General features: G+C 63.8%; 17 protein-coding genes and 1 pseudogene. 1 reads left to right on the forward strand and 17 read right to left on the reverse strand.

What is annotated here, in order from left to right; translation table 11 throughout:
* Positions 1-6 precede the first annotated feature (6 nt).
* From ACPPVR_RS28810 to ACPPVR_RS28865, 12 genes and pseudogenes are all read right to left on the reverse strand, one after another.
* Positions 7-1,014, reverse strand: a complete 1,008-nt coding sequence (locus tag ACPPVR_RS28810; RefSeq protein WP_426609943.1) for an ABC transporter ATP-binding protein — start codon at positions 1,012-1,014, stop codon at positions 7-9.
* A 15-nt stretch (positions 1,015-1,029) separates the two neighbouring features.
* Positions 1,030-1,860, reverse strand: a complete 831-nt coding sequence (locus ACPPVR_RS28815; protein WP_426609944.1) for a carbohydrate ABC transporter permease — start codon at positions 1,858-1,860, stop codon at positions 1,030-1,032.
* A 3-nt stretch (positions 1,861-1,863) separates the two neighbouring features.
* Complete coding sequence (locus ACPPVR_RS28820) at positions 1,864-2,736, reverse strand: carbohydrate ABC transporter permease (protein WP_426609945.1); 873 nt, start codon at positions 2,734-2,736, stop codon at positions 1,864-1,866.
* 88 nt (positions 2,737-2,824) lie between these two features.
* On the reverse strand, positions 2,825-4,135 hold the full coding sequence (locus ACPPVR_RS28825; RefSeq protein WP_426609946.1) for an ABC transporter substrate-binding protein: 1,311 nt from the start codon (positions 4,133-4,135) through the stop codon (positions 2,825-2,827).
* A 219-nt stretch (positions 4,136-4,354) separates the two neighbouring features.
* Complete coding sequence (locus tag ACPPVR_RS28830) at positions 4,355-5,305, reverse strand: sugar-binding transcriptional regulator (protein ID WP_426609947.1); 951 nt, start codon at positions 5,303-5,305, stop codon at positions 4,355-4,357.
* A gap of 7 nt (positions 5,306-5,312) precedes the next feature.
* On the reverse strand, positions 5,313-5,975 hold the full coding sequence (locus ACPPVR_RS28835) for an HAD family hydrolase (RefSeq protein ID WP_426609948.1): 663 nt from the start codon (positions 5,973-5,975) through the stop codon (positions 5,313-5,315).
* 74 nt (positions 5,976-6,049) lie between these two features.
* Positions 6,050-7,963, reverse strand: coding sequence for a nitric oxide reductase activation protein NorD (locus ACPPVR_RS28840; RefSeq protein ID WP_426609949.1), 1,914 nt, complete (start codon positions 7,961-7,963; stop codon positions 6,050-6,052).
* Between the two features lie 10 nt (positions 7,964-7,973).
* A complete protein-coding gene (locus ACPPVR_RS28845) occupies positions 7,974-8,786 on the reverse strand; it encodes a CbbQ/NirQ/NorQ/GpvN family protein (RefSeq protein WP_426609950.1) in 813 nt (270 codons plus the stop codon).
* A gap of 56 nt (positions 8,787-8,842) precedes the next feature.
* A pseudogene (locus ACPPVR_RS28850) lies at positions 8,843-10,188 on the reverse strand (cbb3-type cytochrome c oxidase subunit I).
* A 39-nt stretch (positions 10,189-10,227) separates the two neighbouring features.
* The gene (locus ACPPVR_RS28855) at positions 10,228-10,680 is read right to left on the reverse strand and encodes a c-type cytochrome (RefSeq protein ID WP_426609951.1); all 453 of its coding nucleotides are present in this window, start codon (positions 10,678-10,680) and stop codon (positions 10,228-10,230) included.
* 110 nt (positions 10,681-10,790) lie between these two features.
* Positions 10,791-11,054 (reverse strand): cytochrome C oxidase subunit IV family protein, encoded by a 264-nt coding sequence (locus tag ACPPVR_RS28860; protein WP_426609952.1) that lies wholly within the window; start codon positions 11,052-11,054, stop codon positions 10,791-10,793.
* On the reverse strand, positions 11,054-11,629 hold the full coding sequence (locus ACPPVR_RS28865; RefSeq protein WP_426609953.1) for a cytochrome c oxidase subunit 3 family protein: 576 nt from the start codon (positions 11,627-11,629) through the stop codon (positions 11,054-11,056). The genes ACPPVR_RS28860 and ACPPVR_RS28865 overlap by 1 nt, the downstream gene beginning before the upstream one ends.
* Before the next feature lie 130 nt (positions 11,630-11,759).
* Between ACPPVR_RS28865 and ACPPVR_RS28870 the strand changes: the two genes are divergently transcribed.
* The gene (locus tag ACPPVR_RS28870; RefSeq protein ID WP_426609954.1) at positions 11,760-11,915 is read left to right on the forward strand and encodes a hypothetical protein; all 156 of its coding nucleotides are present in this window, start codon (positions 11,760-11,762) and stop codon (positions 11,913-11,915) included.
* 135 nt (positions 11,916-12,050) lie between these two features.
* On the opposite strand, the gene mmsB is transcribed toward ACPPVR_RS28870, so the two are convergent.
* The 5 genes from mmsB to ACPPVR_RS28895 form a co-directional block, all read right to left on the reverse strand.
* A complete protein-coding gene (gene mmsB, locus ACPPVR_RS28875; RefSeq protein ID WP_426609955.1) occupies positions 12,051-13,241 on the reverse strand; it encodes a multiple monosaccharide ABC transporter permease in 1,191 nt (396 codons plus the stop codon).
* Positions 13,238-14,815: a multiple monosaccharide ABC transporter ATP-binding protein gene (mmsA, locus tag ACPPVR_RS28880; RefSeq protein ID WP_426609956.1), complete on the reverse strand. Its 1,578-nt coding sequence runs from the start codon at positions 14,813-14,815 to the stop codon at positions 13,238-13,240. The genes mmsB and mmsA overlap by 4 nt, the downstream gene beginning before the upstream one ends.
* Before the next feature lie 169 nt (positions 14,816-14,984).
* The gene (chvE, locus tag ACPPVR_RS28885; protein ID WP_426609957.1) at positions 14,985-16,058 is read right to left on the reverse strand and encodes a multiple monosaccharide ABC transporter substrate-binding protein; all 1,074 of its coding nucleotides are present in this window, start codon (positions 16,056-16,058) and stop codon (positions 14,985-14,987) included.
* A gap of 72 nt (positions 16,059-16,130) precedes the next feature.
* On the reverse strand, positions 16,131-17,009 hold the full coding sequence (locus ACPPVR_RS28890) for an SMP-30/gluconolactonase/LRE family protein (protein WP_426616204.1): 879 nt from the start codon (positions 17,007-17,009) through the stop codon (positions 16,131-16,133).
* The gene (locus ACPPVR_RS28895; RefSeq protein WP_426609958.1) at positions 17,009-18,085 is read right to left on the reverse strand and encodes an aldose epimerase family protein; all 1,077 of its coding nucleotides are present in this window, start codon (positions 18,083-18,085) and stop codon (positions 17,009-17,011) included. Before ACPPVR_RS28895 ends, ACPPVR_RS28890 begins: the two co-directional genes overlap by 1 nt.
* Position 18,086: the final 1 nt, after the last annotated feature.

Raw genomic sequence — 18,086 nt, forward strand, 5'->3', positions numbered from 1 at the left:
TTCTTGTTAGCTCCGAATGGCACTGCCGCCCGCGTCGAAGCGGTGGATGCGTGCGGGGTCCGGCACCAGCGACACGCGGTCGCCGGCGTGCAGGCTCAATTCGCCGATATAGCGCGCGGTCAGCATTCCGAGCGGCCCCGCATCGACATAAAGAAACGTGTCGCTGCCGAGATGCTCGGCGACCGCAATCGTGCCCGGCCAGCCGCCTCCGCCGTCACGCTCGATCTTGATGTGCTCCGGCCGCACGCCGATGGTGGTCGCGCCCTGCTGCTTGGCCGGCTCGCCGGTCACGAGATTCATCTTTGGCGAGCCGATGAAACCGGCGACGAAGAGATTGGCGGGCTTCTCGTAAAGATCCAGCGGCGAGCCATATTGCTCGATCTTGCCGCCGTTGAGTACGACGATCTTGTCGGCCATGGTCATTGCCTCGACCTGGTCGTGGGTGACGTAGACCGCGGTGGTGCCAAGCTGCTTCTGCAGCCGCGTGACTTCGATGCGCATCTGCACGCGCAAGGCCGCGTCGAGATTGGACAGCGGCTCATCGAACAGGAACGCCTTGGGCTCGCGGACGATGGCACGGCCGATCGCGACGCGCTGACGCTGGCCGCCGGAGAGTTCGCGCGGCTTGCGGTCGAGATAAGGCGTGAGGTTCAGTGTTGCAGCCGCCGCTTCGACCTTGCGGTTGGTGTCGTCCTTGGAAAGCCCCGCCATCTTGAGGCCAAAGCCGATATTGCCGCGCACGCTCATATGCGGATAGAGCGCGTAGGACTGGAACACCATCGAGAGTCCACGCTTCGCGGGGGGCGTATCGACGACGTTCTTGCCGTCGATCAAAATCTTGCCGCCGCTGACGTCCTCGAGCCCGGCGATCAGCCGCAGCAGCGTGGTCTTGCCGCAGCCGGAAGGACCCACGAACACCACGAAGGAGCCGTCGGCGATTTCGAGATCGGCTCCCTTGATGATGTGCACGGGGCCGAAGGATTTCTGCACGTCCTGAAGTGTGATCTGACCCATGATCCGGCAGCCCCTTTACTTTACCGCGCCAAAGGTGAGCCCGCGCACGAGCTGCTTCTGGCTGAACCAACCGAGGACGATGATGGGCGCGATCGCCAGCGTGGAAGCCGCCGACAGCTTGGCCCAAAACAGCCCTTCCGGGCTCGAATAGGAGGCGATGAACACCGTGAGCGGCGCGGCGTTCGAGGTCGACAGATTGAGCGTCCAGAACGCCTCGTTCCAGGCCAGGATCAGATTGAGCAGCATGGTCGAGGCGAGGCCCGGGATCGCCATCGGCGTCAGGACATAGACGAGCTCGCGGCCGATGGTGGCGCCGTCCATGCGCGCGGCCTCAAGAATATCGCGCGGAATCTCCTTGAAGTACGTGAACAGCATCCAGATCACGATCGGCAGATTGCCGAGGCAGAGGATGAAGATGAGGCCGATGCGGGAATCGAGCAGACCGAAAGACTTGAAGATCAGGTAGATCGGCACCAGCACGCCGACCGGCGGCATCATCTTGGTCGAGAGCATCCAGAGCAGGATGTCCTTGGTGCGCTTGGTTGGCGAGAACGCCATCGACCAGGCCGCGGGAATCGCAATCAACAGCGCAATCAGCGTCGAGCCGCCGGCGATGATGATCGAGTTCAGCGCGTGGTGCAGATAGTCGCTGCGCTCCTGCACGGTCGCATAGTTTTCCGTGGTCCAGTGGAAGAACAGGAAGGACGGCGGAATGGCGAAGGCCTCGAGCTCGGTCTTGAAGCTCGCCAGCACCATCCACAAGATCGGGAAGAAGATCAGGAAGCCGAAGAACCACGCTCCGATCGTCGATACCACCACCCGCTGCGTCGTTGCCATCCGCGCCATGCTTCAAGCCTCCAGGTTGCGGCCGACGATGCGGACGAGGAAGAAGGCGACGATGTTGGCGATCACCACCGCTACGAGGCCACCCGCCGACGCGGTGCCGACGTCGTACTGAATCAGCGCCTGCGAATAGATCAGGAAGGCGATGTTGGTGGTCGACAGTCCGGGGCCACCGCCGGTGGTGACGTAGATCTCCGCAAAAACGGTGAGCAGGAAGATGGTCTCGATCAGGATCACCACGGTGATGGGACGCGCAAGGTGCGGCAGCGTGATGTAGATGAAGGCGGAGAGCGCGCTGGCGCCGTCCATCTCGGCGGCTTCCTTCTGCTCCTCGTCGAGCGATTGCAGCGCGGTGAGCAGGATCAATGTTGCGAACGGCAGCCACTGCCAGGCGACGATCAGGATCACGGCGAGCAGCGGCGCGTCTGTGAACCAGTCGATCGGCGTCAGCCCGAACACCGAGGCGATCCAGGCAAACAGGCCGGAGACCGGGTGCATCAGCAGATTTTTCCAGACCAGAGCACTCACCGTCGGCATCACGAAGAACGGCGCGATCACCATCAGCCGCACGATGTTGAGGCCGATCACGGGTTGATCGAGCAGCACCGCCAGGGGAATGCCGAGCAGGATCGTCAGCGCCAGCACCGAGCCGACCAGCACCAGCGTGTTCTGGAGCGAAGCGAGAAAGGCGGGATCGGTGAGGAAGTAGCGAAAATTCTCCAGCCCAACGAACGCCTCGGAGCCGGGGTCGAGCAGGCTGTAGTGCAGGGTCGAGAAATAGATCGTCAGCGCGAGCGGGACGATCATCCAGATGAACAAGAGCCCGACGGCCGGGGCCAGAAGCGACCGCGCAAGAAACTGCGTCTGCCGGGTTGCCATCCTTGGCGTCTCCGCTGGGAGGAAAAGGCGGCCATCCATCAAGCGAAAAGTGGATGGCCGCAAGTGTGAGCTCAGGGAGAGCTTGGGTCTACTTGATGTAGCCGGCGCGCTTCATCTCGCGCTCGGTCGTCGATTGCGCCGCGGTGAGCGCAGCATCGACCGTCATCGATCCTGCAAGCGCGGCGGAGAATTGCTGCCCCACCTGCGTGCCGATGCCCTGGAATTCCGGGATCGCGGCGTATTGCACGCCGACATAGGGCACGGGCTTCACGGTCGGCTTGTTCGGATCGGCGGCGTCGATCGAGGCCAGCGTCAGCTTGGCGAACGGGGCGACCTTCAGATAGTCGGGGTTCTGGTAGAGCGAGGTCCGAGTGCCCGGCGGCACATTGGCCCAGCCCTCCTTCGAGGCCACCAGCTTGGTGTAGTCCTTGCTCGTTGCCCAGGCGATGAACTTCTCGGCAGCTTCCGACTTCTTCGAGCCGGCGGGGATTGCGAGACTCCAGGCCCACAGCCAGTTGGCGTTCTTGCCGAGCCCGGTGTTGGGCGCGAGCGCGAAGCCGACCTTGTCGGCGACCTTGGACTCCTTCGGGTTGGTGACGAACGACGCCGCCACCGTCGCGTCGATCCACATGCCGCACTTGCCGGCGTTGAACAGCGCGAGATTTTCATTGAAGCCGTTGGAGCTCGCGCCGGGAGGGCCGGCGTCCTTCATCAGATTGACGTAGGTCGTGAGCGTCGTCTTCCATTCCGACGTGTTGAACTGCGGCTCCCACTTCTCATCGAACCAGCGCGCGCCGTAGGAATTGGCCATCGCCGACAGGAACGCCATGTTCTCGCCCCAGCCGGCCTTGCCGCGCAGGCAGATGCCATAGACGCCCCCGCTCTTGTCAGTGAGCTTCTTGGCGGCGTCGATCACGAAATCCCAGGTCGGGTTTTCCGGCATCTTCAGGCCGGCCTTCTCGAACAAATCGGTGCGGTACATGATCATCGAGCTCTCGCCATAGAATGGCGCGGCGTAGAGCTTGCCGTCGACGGAGACCGCATCCTTGATCTTCGGCAGCAGGTCAGCGACATCATAGTCCGCGCCAAGATTGGCGAGCGGCACCAGCCAGCCCTTCTTGGCCCAGATCGGCACTTCATAGGTGCCGATGGTCAGCACGTCGAACTGGCCGCCCTTGGTGGCGATGTCGGTGGTGACGCGCTGGCGCAGCACGTTCTCCTCCAGCGTCACCCATTTCACGGTGATGTCGGGGTTCTTTGCGGTGAATTCGCTGGTCAGCCCCTGCATGCGGATCATGTCGCCGTTGTTGACGGTGGCGATCGTCAGGGTCGTTTCGGCCATCGCGGGGACGGCAAGCAGTATTGACGCGCCGCAGATGGCGCCGAGGACGTGTTTCACGGTGACCTCCCTAAGCTCGCGTTTTTGAGCATATGCCCACGCGTTGAGCGTATGTTCAACCGAGGTGCCATGGTTGTCAAGCAGGCGTGCGGGCGTTCTCGCAACTTATGAGTGCTGCGGTGCGGGAGGGGTTGGAGATATTGCATGCAGGTACCGCGGCCTGCTTCCCCTCTCGAGACCGGGAGAGGGAGCGCAGTCCCGATGCGGCTGGGGAACGCCCTACCGCTCCAGAATCGCCCGCGCGGTCGTCTCGTCCGTGATCAGGCCGTTGATCAGCCGCCCGTTGAGTGCGGCTGCGATCGCCGGCACCTTGGCCGCGCCGATAGCGGCACCGATCGTCGTGGTTTTCGCCGGTACCTCCGGCGGAATGCTGGTAAGGCGCTTGTTCGTGCCGGCCTTGAGCAGCCGGCCTTTCGCGTCATAGGCCCAGCCGGTGATCTCGCCGATGGCCCCCTGCCGCATCATCTCGAACAATTCGTCGCGCGTGACGAAACCGTCGACATGGATCTGCGCCTTCTGGTCCATCTGGCCGATGCCGACGAGGCGCAAGTCCGCCTTAGCCGCGACCGCCTTCACCTTGGCGATCGGCTCGATGCGGACCATCTTGTTGCGCTCGTCTTCCGACGACATCAGGAACGGCAGCGGCATCGGATAGTGCCGCGCGCCGGTACGGTCGGCGAGCCGGCCGACGGTGTCGTAGAAGCTCGCCGAGCCGTCGGCGGAGATGTTGCCGACCAGCGAGACGATCTGGTGGTTGGGCCGATCGATCGGCGTGACGCGTTCGACCGCGGCGCGCACGGCTCGCCCCGTCCCGAGTGCGACGATGACCGGCGTCTCCGAGCGCAGCGTCGAATCCAGCAGATTGGCGCAGCGTTCGGCGATGCCGGCGGTGGCCTGCGGCGCAGCAGGATCAGCCGGAACCACCTCACAATGGGCAAGGTCAAAACGCTGCTTCAGACGCGCCGCCAATTCCATGCAGGCCGCGATGGGGTGTTCGAGCCGGAAGGTGATCAGCCGCTCGGCGAGACACAGCGACACCAGCCGCTGCGCCGAGGCCCGGGAGACCTGGAGCATCTTCGCGATCTCGTCCTGGGTGTGGCCGGCAATGAAATAGAGCCAGCCGGCCCGCGCGGCGTCATCGAGTCTCGACTTTTCGTTCTCGGCGGCCATGCGGGCCTCACGCCTCCCAGAAATCGCTCATGCGCGCGAAGACTCGATCGGCCCCGGCGGCGGTCAGTATAGCGTGGCCGTCGCGGGCGCGATAATGGCTGCCGCCGACAAATCCCCAGACGTTCATGCCGGCGGCCTTGGCGGCCAGCACGCCGCTGACGCTGTCCTCGATGACCAGCGCGCGCGAAGGATCGGCCCGCATCCTCTCGGCGGCGTAGAGAAACAGGTCGGGTGCCGGCTTGCCGTGCTTGACCATCTGTGCGGTGTAGAGCCGGCCGTCGAAATGCGACACAAGGCCGGTCACGTCCAGCGACAGCGAGACGCGATCGATATCGCTCGACGATGCGACGCAATGGGGCGCCTTCAACTCGGACAAGACGGCGCCCACTCCGGGTATCGGCTGAAGCGCGCCTGCAAACGTCTCGAGCACGCGTGCCTTCAGACACGGAAGGAAATCATCGGGCAGGATCTCGCCGCGCTCGCGATAATATTGTCCGATCGCAGCCGTGCTGCGGCCTAGAAAGAGCTCGAGCGCCTGCGCCACACTGAGCTGAAAGCCGAATTCGGCCAGCACCTCCGACAAGCAGCGGCAGCTCAACAACTCGCTGTCGACGAGCACGCCGTCGCAATCGAAGATGATGAGATCGGGTTTTGGCCGGTCTTGGTCCATCCGACCATTCGATCATATACCCAAGCTATGAGCAATAGTTCAGCAACTTCCGCGACGCCGCAGGTTTTGCCGCATCAATGTGCCACCTGCCGGTAGATCGCCGGCAGCGCGGCAGGCAAGCGTCGGATGTTGCCGACGATCGCATAGCCGCCGCGGCCGAACAGGGTCGGAAAATAGGCCTGCGCCATAGCATCGACCGTCACGCCGAACACGGAGATGCCGAGTCGGCGCGCCTCCTGCACGGACTTCCGCGTGTCCTCGATCGCAAAGCGTCCCTCATAGTGGTCGACGTCGTTCGGCTTGCCGTCGGTGAGAACGAGCAGCAGCTTCTTGCGTTGCGGCTGGCGCGCGAGTTCGGCCGAGGCGTGGCGCACCGCAGTCCCGATCCGCGTGTAGTAGCCGGGCTTGAGCGCGCCGATGCGGCGCTCCACCGCTCCGCTCATCGGCTCGCCGAAAGCCTTGACCGTTTCGAGCCGCACCCAGGAGCGCCGGCGCGAGGTGAAGGTCAGGATGCTGTGGTGATCGCCGCAGGCCGAAAGCCCGTGGGCGAGCACCAGGAGCGCTTCCTTCTCCACGTCGAGCACACGATGACCGTCGACCCAGGCGTCGGTCGAGAGCGAGACGTCGACCAGCAGCGTGACGGCGAGATCGTGCCCTTGCGGCCGCATCGCGACATGGACGCGATCGAGCGAACCGCTACCCGCGCGCAGGTCGCAGCGCGCGCGCACCATCGCGTCGAGATCGAGATCATGACCATCGGCTTGCGCACGCATCAGTTCGTGGCGCGGCCGCAAGACCTCGAAACGGCGCCGCACCTGACGGATGTGGCGGCACATAGTGTCGTCCGGTGTCCAACTCTCGCCGGTCTCGGAGGCATTTCCCGCGAGCACGCGGCAGTGATCGGGCAGATAGGAGCTGCTGCGATAGTCCCATTCGGGATAGGTGAGCCCCGTCCCGAGCCGCGTTGCGTCGAGTGCTTCCGGCGGCAGGTCGAGATCGAATTTGAGCCGGCTCGCGGGCTTGCCGCTGCGGCGGCCAAGCGTGATCTCTTCGAGATCGTCGGCCGCTTTCTGCGCATCCTCGTCCTCGCTGTCGTCAGCGGGGCGATCGACATTGACCATCTCGGCCATCGCCAAAATCTTTTCGAAGCGGTTGAGCACGAAGGGATCGCGGCGGTTGGCGCCGTCGTCGCGTTCGCGAACGGCGAAACGCTTGCGATCATCTGATGGTTCGGGCGCAGCGGCGGGCGCGCACTCGTCGGCGCCCGCATGTGCCGGCGAGAGCTCGCGCGTCCAGCAGTCACCCCACAGCGGGCACGGCAGGAGCGCGTGATATCCCGGCGGCGCTCTGTCCGGCAGCGGTCCCGTTCCCATCATCGCGGGCCAGAGCTTGCCCGCGGGCGGCGCATCGGCGCCAAGCAAGGCAAGGACGATCTGCTCCATATCCTGCTCGATGCGCGGCAAGGGCCGGCGCGGCCGGGCCATTGCCGTTGCCGCGGCCAGCCGCGCGTAATCCTCGGCAAGGCCCGGACATTCCGCCAGCACGAGCACCGCGATCTCGCTGACCCGCCGCAGCATCAGGAGATCGCGCCGCAGTGGATCGGTTTCCGCGACCGCGTCGGCCGGCGCAAAAGCGAACCACGCGGCGAGCCAGCGGTACAGCGCGGCGTTCAGCGCACGGTCGGCAAAGATCGCGATGCGATCGGGCAGGAAAATGGTCGCGGCATCGCGCCCGGGCTGATCAAGCCGCTCGTCGCCGAGCCCGATCCGCTGCCGCCATCCGAGCCGGTGCCCGGACCGGCGAGCGCCGGCGCTCGCGATCTGAACGCCGGTCTCGCCGCCGAGCGCACGGAACATCACGGCGATCCGGCCGCGGACTTCCGCCAGCTGTACCGCGTGGTCAGGACGGACCGGGTAGCTCGCAGTGCCACCGACGAGGCGATGCCAGGCGCGGCCGACGGTTTCTTCAAGCTCGAGGAAATCGAGCATCGGATGCCCCTTAGGAAATTACGGCCCGCGCGACGTCGAGCAGCGCCGCCTTGACGTCGGCATCATCGGTCAAGGGCTCGATCATGCCGGCAAGGACGGCATCGGCGATCGAAACTCCGGCGGCAATCAGGGTGGCGCAATAGACGACAAGGCGCGTCGAGACGCCCTCCTCCAGATCGTGGCCCTTGAGCGCCCGCAGACGACCGGCCAGCATGACCAGTGGCCTGACATAGTCGGGCGCGAGCCCACTCTCGGCCGCCACCACCGCGATCTCCTGCTCTGGCGGCAGGAAGCCGAACTCGATGGCGACGAAGCGCTGCCGGGTCGACGGCTTCAGCGCCTTCAGCAAAGTCTGGTAGCCAGGATTGTAGGACACCACGAGCATGAAGCTGTCGGGCGCGGCAAGCTCCTCACCGGTGCGCTCGAGCGGCAGGATGCGGCGGTCGTCGGTGAGCGGATGCAGCACCACGGTAACGTCCTTGCGTGCCTCGACCACCTCGTCGAGATAGCAGATGCCGCCCTCCCGCACCGCGCGCGTCAGCGGACCGTCGGTCCACACGGTATCACCGCCCTTCAGAAGGAAGCGGCCGGTGAGATCGGCTGCGGTGAGATCGTCATGGCAGGCAACGGTGTGCAGCGGCAATCCCAGCCGCGCCGCCATATGGGCGACGAAGCGCGTCTTGCCGCAGCCGGTCGGCCCCTTGAGCAGGACCGGCAGGCGATGACGCCAGGCCTGCTCGAACAGCGTGCATTCGTTGCCGCTCGCGACGTAAGCCGGAAGCGCGGGCGCCGGTGCCGTGACGGCGTGAAGGGTCGCTTTCATGATCTCTCTCCGGAATCTCGAGTGGGCGACCGCGATCTGCGCGGCCGCCCGCAGGCCTATTCAGCCGGTTGCAGAGCGGCGGGAATGGCAGCCTGCTTCTCGCGGCCGGGCACCAGCACCGCCCAGACGAACATCAGTGCGGAGATCGCCACGAACACGCCGGAGCCGAGCCGGACCCAGTAGAAGAACGCGAGCTGGTCCTGCACGTCCATGTAGCTCTGGCCGAGCACGCGCTGGAGATGGACCTGGATCACACCGGCGAAGGTCAGCGCGAACGTCATCACCATCATGGCCGTGCACATGATCCAGAAGCTCGCCATGGAGAGCCACTGATTATAGGGCGCGCGTCCCTTGAGCTGCGGGATCGCGTAAGCCATCACCGACAGGTTCAACATCACATAGGCGCCGAAGAAAGCGAGATGGCCGTGCGCGGCGGTGACCTGCGTGCCGTGGGTGTAGTAGTTGACCGAGGACAGCGTGTGCAGGAAGCCCCAGACGCCGGCCCCAAGGAACGCCATCACCGAGCAGCCGACCGACCACAACAGCGCGGCGCGGTTCGGATGCCTGCGGCCGGCCTTCCAGGTCATCTGCACCGTGAAGATCACCATGGTGAAGAACGGCGCAACTTCCAGCGTGGAGAACAGCGAGCCGATCCACTGCCAGTAGCCGGCGCGCCGATCCAGTAGAAATGGTGTCCGGTGCCGAGAATGCCGGAGAACAGCGCGAGGCCGATGATGACGTAGAGCCACTTCTCGACGACCTCACGGTCGATGCCATTGAGCTTGATCATGAGATAGGCGAGCACGGAGGCCATGATCAGCTCCCAGACGCCCTCGACCCAGAGATGCACGACATACCACCAGTACATCTTGTCGACGGCGAGGTTCGCCGGATTGTAGAAGGCGAACAGGAAGAAGATCGCGACGCCCCATAGGCCGAACAGCAGGATGTTGGTGACCGTGGTCTTGCGGCCCTTCAGCGCCGTCATCGTCACGTTGAACAGGAACATCAGGCAGACCACGACGATGCCAACCTTGATGATGAAGGGCTGCTCGAGGAACTCGCGGCCCTCGTGATAATGGAAGAGATAGCCGACCACGGCCACGCCTGCGGCACCGAAGAACATCCAGAACTGGATTTTTGCCAGCAGCGGGCTGTACAGCTCGGTCTCGGTTTCCTCCGGCAGCAGGAAGTAAGTCGCGCCCATGAAGCCGATCAGCGACCACACGATCAGCGCGTTGGTGTGAATCATCCTGACGATGTTGAACGGCAGCAGCACCGACAAGGTGTTGGGCAGCACGTAGATGGTCCCGGCGAGCAGGCCGAAAACGACCTGGGCCAGGAACAGGGTCAGCGCGCCGTAGAAATACAGCATCGCGACTTTCTGGGTCTGATATTTCATCTCGGGTTCTCTCTGTCTTGAATTCGCGGATGCTGGCGCTCAGCCGGCCTTGTTCGGCGGCCAGTCCTGGCGCTTGATCGTGCTCACCCATTGCAGGAAGTCGGCGAGATCGTTGAGCTCCTGGTCGGTGAGGTTGAATTGCGGCATCTGCCGCCGGCCCTCGGCGCCCGAGGGCTGCGACTGCATCCATGCCTTCAGCGTCTCGCGCGCCCCGGCCGGATCCTCCTTGCCGCCCCAGCGATCCCAGACGTTACCGACCTCAGGGGCGAAATAGGCGCCCTCGCCGAGCAGCGTGTGGCAGTTGATGCAGGCATTCCGCTCCCAGACATGCTTGCCACGCGCGACCGCGGCAGTCAGCGCAGGCGCGTCCGTCGAGGTCGTGACCATGTAATAATGGCTGTGCGCCGTCAGCCCGATGAAGATGGCGAAGAAGAAGGCCGAGCCGCCGTAGAAGACATTTCGTGCCGCCGACTTGGTCAGGCGTTCAGCCATTGCCAGTCCTTTCCCTTGGAATCGTGTCGTGAAAAAGCAGTGATGCTGTATTTTGCCGATCGAGGCGGCCGGGTCTTTGTCGGGGCGCAATGAGCGCGGCGTTGGCGCCGTCAGATCAACGCGACGGCGGCGGAGACAAGCCAGGCAAACAGCGTGAGGATGACGATCCAGGCGCTCACGAGCCCGCGCCAAAGCGGGGGCGCTGCCCGGAGATCGAGGAAATCGAACGCAATACATCGGCCCTTTGCAGCGGCGAGAGCCAACAGCAGGGTGTTGGCGAGCAGCGGACGCGGCAGCAATGGCGGCAGCAGGATGGCTGCGAGCGCGAGGCCGATCAGCACGATCCAGGTGATGTCGAGACGATCCGGAATCATCACCGCACCAGGTATAAAATCGGGAACATCACGATCCAGACCAGATCGACCATGTGCCAGAACGCGGTGCCGGTTTCGACGCCGACCGTCTCCGCGCGGCGGCAGACCACGGCGAGGATGACGATGCCGAGGCCAACATGCAGGAGATGAAAGCCGGTCAGGAGAAAGTAGAGCGTGAAGACCGTGCTGGTTTCGAGGCCAATGCCGCGGCCGATCTCCCCGGCATATTCGACGAGCTTGATCGTGATGAAGAGCCCGCCGAGCGCCATGGCAGCGAGAAGCCAGGTCCTTGCCGTCCGATTTTGTCCCGTCTGCGCGGATTTCGTGCCGCGGGCTGCCGCCCAGCCGCTGGTGACGAGGACAACGGTATTCAATCCGGCGAGTTTGGAATCAAGCACCGCCTGCCCGGCCGCGAACGCCGCCGGATGGATCGCACGTGCGACCACGAAAGCGCCGAGGAACAGGCCGAAGGCGGCGAGCTCGCTGAAGATCAGCACCCAGATCATGGGATCGCCGGGAAGATCCTCCAGAATGCCCCAACCGGTTCCTTCCTGCTCGCAATCGGCCGCCGACATCTGCTCTCCGGACCAGAACACCGGCCAGCCTTAGCTCACGCGTGTCGATCGGAGTTTGTCGCAGGACAAATTGGCGAACGCCGGAGCGTAGTAACAATTGCATCAGTTGCACGAAGCCGCGAAGGATCACATGAGCGAAGCGCAAATGGGGCTGGTCACCGCGACGCCGATCATCATCCTGTTCGCGATCGCGCTGAGAAAGATGGGCGTGCTCTCGACCGTGGCAACCGTATCGGCGGTAAGCCTCTCCGTCGCGATCGCGGCGGTGCTGTTCACCACGCAGTAATTCGTAGGGTTAGTTAGCCGAAGACGTAACCCACCAACTTCGTTCCGCATTCGCTGATGCATGGTGGGTTACGCCCAGCGGTCTGCGCTTCGCGCAACCGCAGGGCTAACCCACCCTTCGGCGCCGCCGATGCGGCTACCGCCGTTGGTTATAGACGTCGATACACACCGCACCCAGCAGCACCAGGCCCTTGATCACCTGCTGGTAGTCGATGCCGACGCCGAGGATGGACATTCCGTTGTTCATCACGCCCATGATCATGGCGCCGACCACGGCGCCGCCGACCCGGCCCACACCACCATAGGCCGAGGCACCGCCGATGAAGCAGGCAGCGATGACGTCGAGCTCGAAGCCCAAACCTGCCTTAGGCGTCGCAGTGTTCAGCCGTGCGGCGAAGACGAGGCCGGCGAGCGCGGCCAGCACACCCATGTTGACGAAGGTGAGGAAGGTCAGTTGCTCGGTCTTGATGCCCGACAGCTTTGCCGCCTTGGCATTGCCGCCAACCGCGTAGATGTGCCGTCCGATCACGGTGCGGCGGGTGACGAAGCCATAGAGCGCGATCAGCGCGCTCATGATCACCAGGACATTGGGCAGTCCGCGATATGTCGCGATCAGATAGGTGAAGTAGAGCACGGCGCAGGCCAGCACGATGCTCTTTCCGAGGAAGAACGCATAAGGCTCGACCTCGATGCCGTGCGAGAGTTCGCGCGTGCGGCTCTTGGCGCCGGCGTAGACCAGCCCGAGCGCGAGCACGGCGCCGATCAGCATCGAGGTCGGATGCAGCGTGCCGGCTTCGGGCAGCAGTTCGGGAATGAAGCCTGACGACAATTTCTGGAAGGTCGGCGGGAACGGACCGAGTGACTGTCCCTGCAACACTGCGAGCGCAAGTCCCTTGAACACCAGCATGCCGGCCAGTGTCACGATGAAGGACGGGATCTTGAAATAGGCGACCCAATAGCCTTGCGCCGCACCAATGGCGGCGCCGACCACGAGGCAGGCGATGAAGGCGAGCGTGTAGTCGACCTTGTAGGTCACCATCAGCAGCGCCGCGACTGCTCCGACGAAGCCCGCGACCGAACCGACCGAGAGGTCGATGTGTCCGGTGACGATCACCAGCAGCATGCCCAGCGCCATGATGACGATGTAGCTGTTCTGGAGCACCAGATTGGTGAGGTTGAGCGGCTGAAGCAGCGTACCGCCGGTCATGACCTGGAAGAACAGCATGATCGCGATAAGCGACATCAGCATGCCGTAATTGCGCAGATTGTTCTTGATGAAGCTGCCGTGCCGGCGCTCCTCGGGCAGCGAAACCGTCTTGTCGGTCATGGCTGCGATCCTCCCATCTCCGCGGCCTGAAGCGCGCTGTTTCCGTTGTTTCGTTCATTGCGCATGATGGCGCGCATGATCTTTTCCTGTGTCGCCTCGGTGCCCTTGAACTCGCCGACAAAGGCGCCGTCGTTCATGACACAGATGCGGTCGCAGATGCCGAGCAGCTCGGGCATCTCCGAGGAGATCACCACGACGCCGCGGCCGGCCTCCGCAAGCTCGTTGATGATACAGTAAATCTCGTATTTGGCACCGACGTCGATGCCCCGAGTCGGCTCGTCCAGGATCAAGACCTTGGGATCGGTCATCAGCCATTTCGACAGCACCACCTTCTGCTGGTTGCCGCCGGAGAGCTGCCCGGTCTCCTGGTAGACGTCGGAGCAGCGTATCCGCATCCGGTTCCGGTAGTCGCTCGCAACCTTCAGCTCGGCGATATCGTCGATCACCCGGCCGGGCGCGACCTGGTCGAGGCTCGCCAGCGTGATGTTCTTGCGGACGTCGTCGGAGAGGATCAGGCCGAGTTGCTTGCGGTCTTCGGTGACGTAGGCAAGGCCGGCATCGATCGCGGCAGCGACGTTCGGCAGCGCGATTTCATGGCCTTCGAGCCGGATGGCCCCGCTGATATTGGCGCCCCAAGAGCGGCCGAACAGGCTCATGGCGAATTCAGTGCGGCCGGCGCCCATCAGCCCGGCGATACCCACGACCTCGCCGCGCTTGACACCAAAGTTGACGTTCTTGATCACCTGCCGCTCGGGATGGATCGGATGGTAGACCGACCAGTTCGAAACCTCGAGTACGGGCTCGCCGACCGTCGCGCTGCGTTCGGGAAAGCGATGGGCGAGATCGCGGTTGACCATGCTGCGGATGATGCGGTCTTCCTGGATCGGCTCGGCATGGCAGTCGATGCTGTCGACGGTGCGGCCGTCGCGCAGCACCGTGATATGGTCGGCGACGCGAGCGATCTCGTTGAGCTTGTGCGAGATCAGGATTGAGCCGATGCCCTGCTCGCGGAATTTCATCAGGCGTTCGAGCAGCGCGGCGCTGTCGGCTTCATTCAGGCTCGCGGTCGGTTCGTCCAGAATCAGCATCCGCACACGCTTCGACAGCGCTTTGGCAATCTCGACGAGCTGCTGCTTGCCGACGCCGAGATCGGTGATGAGAGTATCCGGCGATTCCTTCAAGCCGACCTGCGCCAACAGATCCCGCGTGCGGCGGTAGACCTCGTCGCGATCGATCACACCGAGTTTTGACGGCGGATGCGACAGGAAGATGTTTTCCGCGATCGACATCAGCGGGATCAGCGCCAGCTCCTGGTGGATGATGATGATGCCGAGCGCCTCGGAATCGTTGATGTCGCGGAAGCGGCGCTCCTCGCCCTCGAAGATAATGGTGCCCTCATAGCTGCCGAACGGATAGACCCCGCTCAGCACCTTCATCAGTGTGGATTTGCCGGCGCCGTTCTCGCCGACGAGGGCGTGGATTTGGCCAGCCTCGACCGAGAAGTTGACGTCACGCAGCGCCTGGACGCCGGCAAAGCTCTTGCTGACGTTGCGCATCTCCAGCATGGCGGTCATTGGTCATATCCCATCCGTTACTTCACCTCGCCCCGCTTGCGGGGAGAGGTCGATCGCGAAGCGATCGTGTGAGGGGGAGTCTCCATGGGGACAGCTGTCACTGCCCTCGTGGAGAGCCCCCTCACCCTAACCCTCTCCCCGCGCGCGGGGAGAGGGGAAAGAGAGAATCTTACTGGAACTGCGACTTCTTGTAGTAGCCGCTGTCGACCAGAACCTTCTCCCAATTGTCCTTGTAGACCACGACCGGCTTCAGGAGATAGGACGGCACCGTCTTGACGCCGTTCTCGTAGGTCTTGGTGTCGGTGACGGTGACCTGCTTGCCGGCTAGCGCCGCGTCAACCATGTCGGCGGTCACCTTGGCGAGGTCGCGGGTGTCCTTGAAGATGGTCGAGTACTGATCGCCGCGCAGCATCGCCTTGATCGAGGGCACCTCGGCGTCCTGGCCCGAGATGATCGGCATCGGCTGATCGGCGCTGCCATAGCCCACGCCCTTCAGCGATGAAATGATGCCAATCGAAAGTCCGTCATAGGGCGACAGCACGGCGTTGACCTTCTTGTTGCCGTAGTAAGCGCTGAGCAGATTGTCCATGCGGGCCTGCGCGGTGGCGCCGTCCCAGCGCAGCGTCGCGACCTTGTCCATGCCCATCTGGCCGGACACGACGACGAGCTTGCCGCTGTCGATATACGGCTTCAGCACGCTCATCGCGCCGTTGTAGAAGAAGTAGGCATTGTTGTCGTCAGGCGAGCCGCCGAACAGCTCGATGTTGAAGGGGCCCTTGCCGTCCTTCAGACCGAGGCCCTGCACGATCGACTCCGCCTGGAGCACACCGACCTGGAAATTGTCGAAGGTCGCGTAATAGTCCACGTTCGGCGTGCCGCGGATCAGGCGGTCATAGGCGATGACGGTGATGCCCTTGGCCTTGGCCTGCTTGAGCACGTCGGACAGCGTGGTGCCGTCGATCGCGGCAATCACCAGCGCCTTCGCGCCCTTGGTCACCATGTTCTCGACCTGCGAGAGCTGGTTCGGGATGTCGTCCTCGGCATATTGCAGATCGGTGTTGTAGCCGCGTTCCTTCAGCACCTTGACCATGTTGTTGCCATCGTCGATCCAGCGCGCGGATGATTTTGTCGGCATGGCAATGCCGACGGTCAGCTTATCCTGGGCAGAGGCAGGAACGCCTGCGGCCATCGCGGCGGCGCCCGCCAGAGCGAGCGCGAGGAATGTCGTCTTCAGTTTCAGCATGTTTCACTCCCTTAGGTGTCAGACTATTTTTCGTTTCGTCGAGAACGTCGATCGTGGGCTGCTTGGGGTCTCCTATGCGAGCTTGACGTCAGGCTCCGCGCGACCGCGCGCGGATGCCTCCAGCAGAAAGGTGCAGCCGGCCTGCGGGTCGGCGGCGCGTGCGGACGCGTCCATGTCCTGCCAGGCGGAGGTGACGAGCACACGCGATAAATCTGGACCGACGAAAGCAGGGCAGCTCGCCTGCTTTGCCGGCACGCGCAGCGAGCGCAAGCGTTCGCCTTGCGGAGAGTAGACATCGATCCGGCTTGCACCCCAGCAGGCATTCCAGATTTGCCCGTCGGCGTCGCACACGGAGCCGTCGAGACCACCGATGCCGGTATGGCGCAGCAGCACCTCGGGCTCGGCGCGCGGCAGTCCTGTCGAGGGATTGAGCGGAACGGCATAGAGCACGGCGCGCGCGGTGTCGGTGAAATAGCCGGTCGCGCCATCCGGCGAGAAGCAAATCGAGTTGGGGATGGTGACGCCGGGAAACAACGTCGAGATCTTGCCGCCATGGAGCGCGTAGATCGCGCCGGCCCCTCGCTCGGCCTTCCGACCCATGGTGCCGATCCAGAACGTGCCGGACTGATGCACACGGCAATCATTGGAGCGCGTGTCGGGATTGTCCGCTTCGAGCGGGCGGAACAGCGTCATCACGCCGTCGGCGAGTGTACGGATGTAGAGGCCATCTTCCGCCACGATCAGCTGACGCTCGGCATCGATGCGACCGAGCGCGCTCGCCATCCGGCCGAGCGCGTGGATACGGATGCTGCGGTTGCCGAGATGGGCCTCGAACAGCCGGCCCTCGCGAATGTCGAACCACCAGGCGGTATCCGTGCTCAGATCATAGGTCGGCCCTTCGCCGAGATGACACTGTTCGGCCGACAGAACGGAGGTCGGCACCTCTTCCATCATGGCGTCCTCGTTACAAAGCGATAGACGCTGTGATGCCGATAGACTTGGCCGGGATCGAGGCGCGGGCTCGGGAAATCCGGCCGGTTCGGTGAATTCGGCCAGATGTGCGGCTCCAGACACATGGCGTCCGACTGCCGGATGAGCTTGCCGCCCTTGCCCGAAATGGTGCCGTCGAGATAGTTGCCGGAATAGACCTGAAGACCCGGCTGATTGGTGAGGAGCTCCATAATCCGCCCCGAGCGCGGCGCCTCCAGCCGCGCGGCGAGACTAAGCTTGCCGTCACGCGCCAGACAGTAAGTGTGGTCGTAGCCCTTGCCATTGCGCAATTGCTGATCGTTCTCGCGGATGCGCTCGCCGACGGCGCGCGCGCTGCGGAAATCGAACGTCGTGCCGGCCAATGCGCGCGGCGCCTCCGGCAGTGGAATGGCGGTCGGATCGATCGCGAGGAAATGCTCGGCCGCGACCGTGAGCTTGTGGTCGAGGATCGGTCTGCCTGACGTGGCGCCCTCCAGATTGAAGAAGCTGTGGTTGGTCAGGTTCACGATCGTCGGCCGATCCGTTCGCGCCTCCATAATGAGCGAAAGCTCGGTTGGACCGGTGACGCGATAGGTCAGCCGAACGTCGAGTTGACCCGGATAATTCTCCTCGCCATGCGGGCTCGTATAAGTGAGCGTCACCCCGGGCTCTGAACCCTCGTCGATTTCGGCGATCGCCCAGAGCTTGCGATCGAAGCCGTCGAGACCGCCATGCAGCGCATTCGGACCGTTGTTGACGGGAAGCTGCACCGCCTCGCCGTCGAGCGAAAACTGTCCCTGGGCGATGCGGTTGGCGTAGCGGCCGACAGTGGCGCCGAAGAATTTTCGCTCGGCGAGATAGCCGGCAAAGGCGTCATGGCCGAGCACGACATCGTCATAGCCGCCGTTAGCGTCCGGCGCGATCAGCGCCTGGATCACCGCGCCATGGGTGATGATGCGGGCTTCGAAGCCGCCCTCTCCGCGCAATACGATGCGATCCACGTTGCGGCCATCCGGCAGCGTTCCGAAAACGTCTTTTGTTATTTTTGAGCCAGCCATG

Origin of the sequence: Bradyrhizobium sp. McL0616 (assembly GCF_049993385.1) — a bacterium.
In the GTDB taxonomy this organism is placed as follows: Bacteria; Pseudomonadota; Alphaproteobacteria; order Rhizobiales; family Xanthobacteraceae; genus Bradyrhizobium.

Excerpts from the sequence above, each read along its gene's own strand:
- ACPPVR_RS28810 (WP_426609943.1), bottom strand. The coding sequence starts at position 1,014 with ATGGGTCAGATCACACTTCAGGACGTGCAGAAATCCTTCGGCCCCGTG.
- ACPPVR_RS28815 (WP_426609944.1), bottom strand. The coding sequence starts at position 1,860 with ATGGCGCGGATGGCAACGACGCAGCGGGTGGTGGTATCGACGATCGGA.
- ACPPVR_RS28820 (WP_426609945.1), bottom strand. The coding sequence starts at position 2,736 with ATGGCAACCCGGCAGACGCAGTTTCTTGCGCGGTCGCTTCTGGCCCCG.
- ACPPVR_RS28830 (WP_426609947.1), bottom strand. The coding sequence starts at position 5,305 with ATGGCCGCCGAGAACGAAAAGTCGAGACTCGATGACGCCGCGCGGGCC.
- ACPPVR_RS28835 (WP_426609948.1), bottom strand. The coding sequence starts at position 5,975 with ATGGACCAAGACCGGCCAAAACCCGATCTCATCATCTTCGATTGCGAC.
- ACPPVR_RS28840 (WP_426609949.1), bottom strand. The coding sequence starts at position 7,963 with ATGCTCGATTTCCTCGAGCTTGAAGAAACCGTCGGCCGCGCCTGGCAT.
- ACPPVR_RS28845 (WP_426609950.1), bottom strand. The coding sequence starts at position 8,786 with ATGAAAGCGACCCTTCACGCCGTCACGGCACCGGCGCCCGCGCTTCCG.
- ACPPVR_RS28855 (WP_426609951.1), bottom strand. The coding sequence starts at position 10,680 with ATGGCTGAACGCCTGACCAAGTCGGCGGCACGAAATGTCTTCTACGGC.
- ACPPVR_RS28860 (WP_426609952.1), bottom strand. The coding sequence starts at position 11,054 with ATGATTCCGGATCGTCTCGACATCACCTGGATCGTGCTGATCGGCCTC.
- ACPPVR_RS28865 (WP_426609953.1), bottom strand. The coding sequence starts at position 11,629 with ATGTCGGCGGCCGATTGCGAGCAGGAAGGAACCGGTTGGGGCATTCTG.
- ACPPVR_RS28870 (WP_426609954.1), top strand. The coding sequence starts at position 11,760 with ATGAGCGAAGCGCAAATGGGGCTGGTCACCGCGACGCCGATCATCATC.
- mmsB (WP_426609955.1), bottom strand. The coding sequence starts at position 13,241 with ATGACCGACAAGACGGTTTCGCTGCCCGAGGAGCGCCGGCACGGCAGC.
- mmsA (WP_426609956.1), bottom strand. The coding sequence starts at position 14,815 with ATGACCGCCATGCTGGAGATGCGCAACGTCAGCAAGAGCTTTGCCGGC.
- chvE (WP_426609957.1), bottom strand. The coding sequence starts at position 16,058 with ATGCTGAAACTGAAGACGACATTCCTCGCGCTCGCTCTGGCGGGCGCC.
- ACPPVR_RS28890 (WP_426616204.1), bottom strand. The coding sequence starts at position 17,009 with ATGGAAGAGGTGCCGACCTCCGTTCTGTCGGCCGAACAGTGTCATCTC.
- ACPPVR_RS28895 (WP_426609958.1), bottom strand. The coding sequence starts at position 18,085 with ATGGCTGGCTCAAAAATAACAAAAGACGTTTTCGGAACGCTGCCGGAT.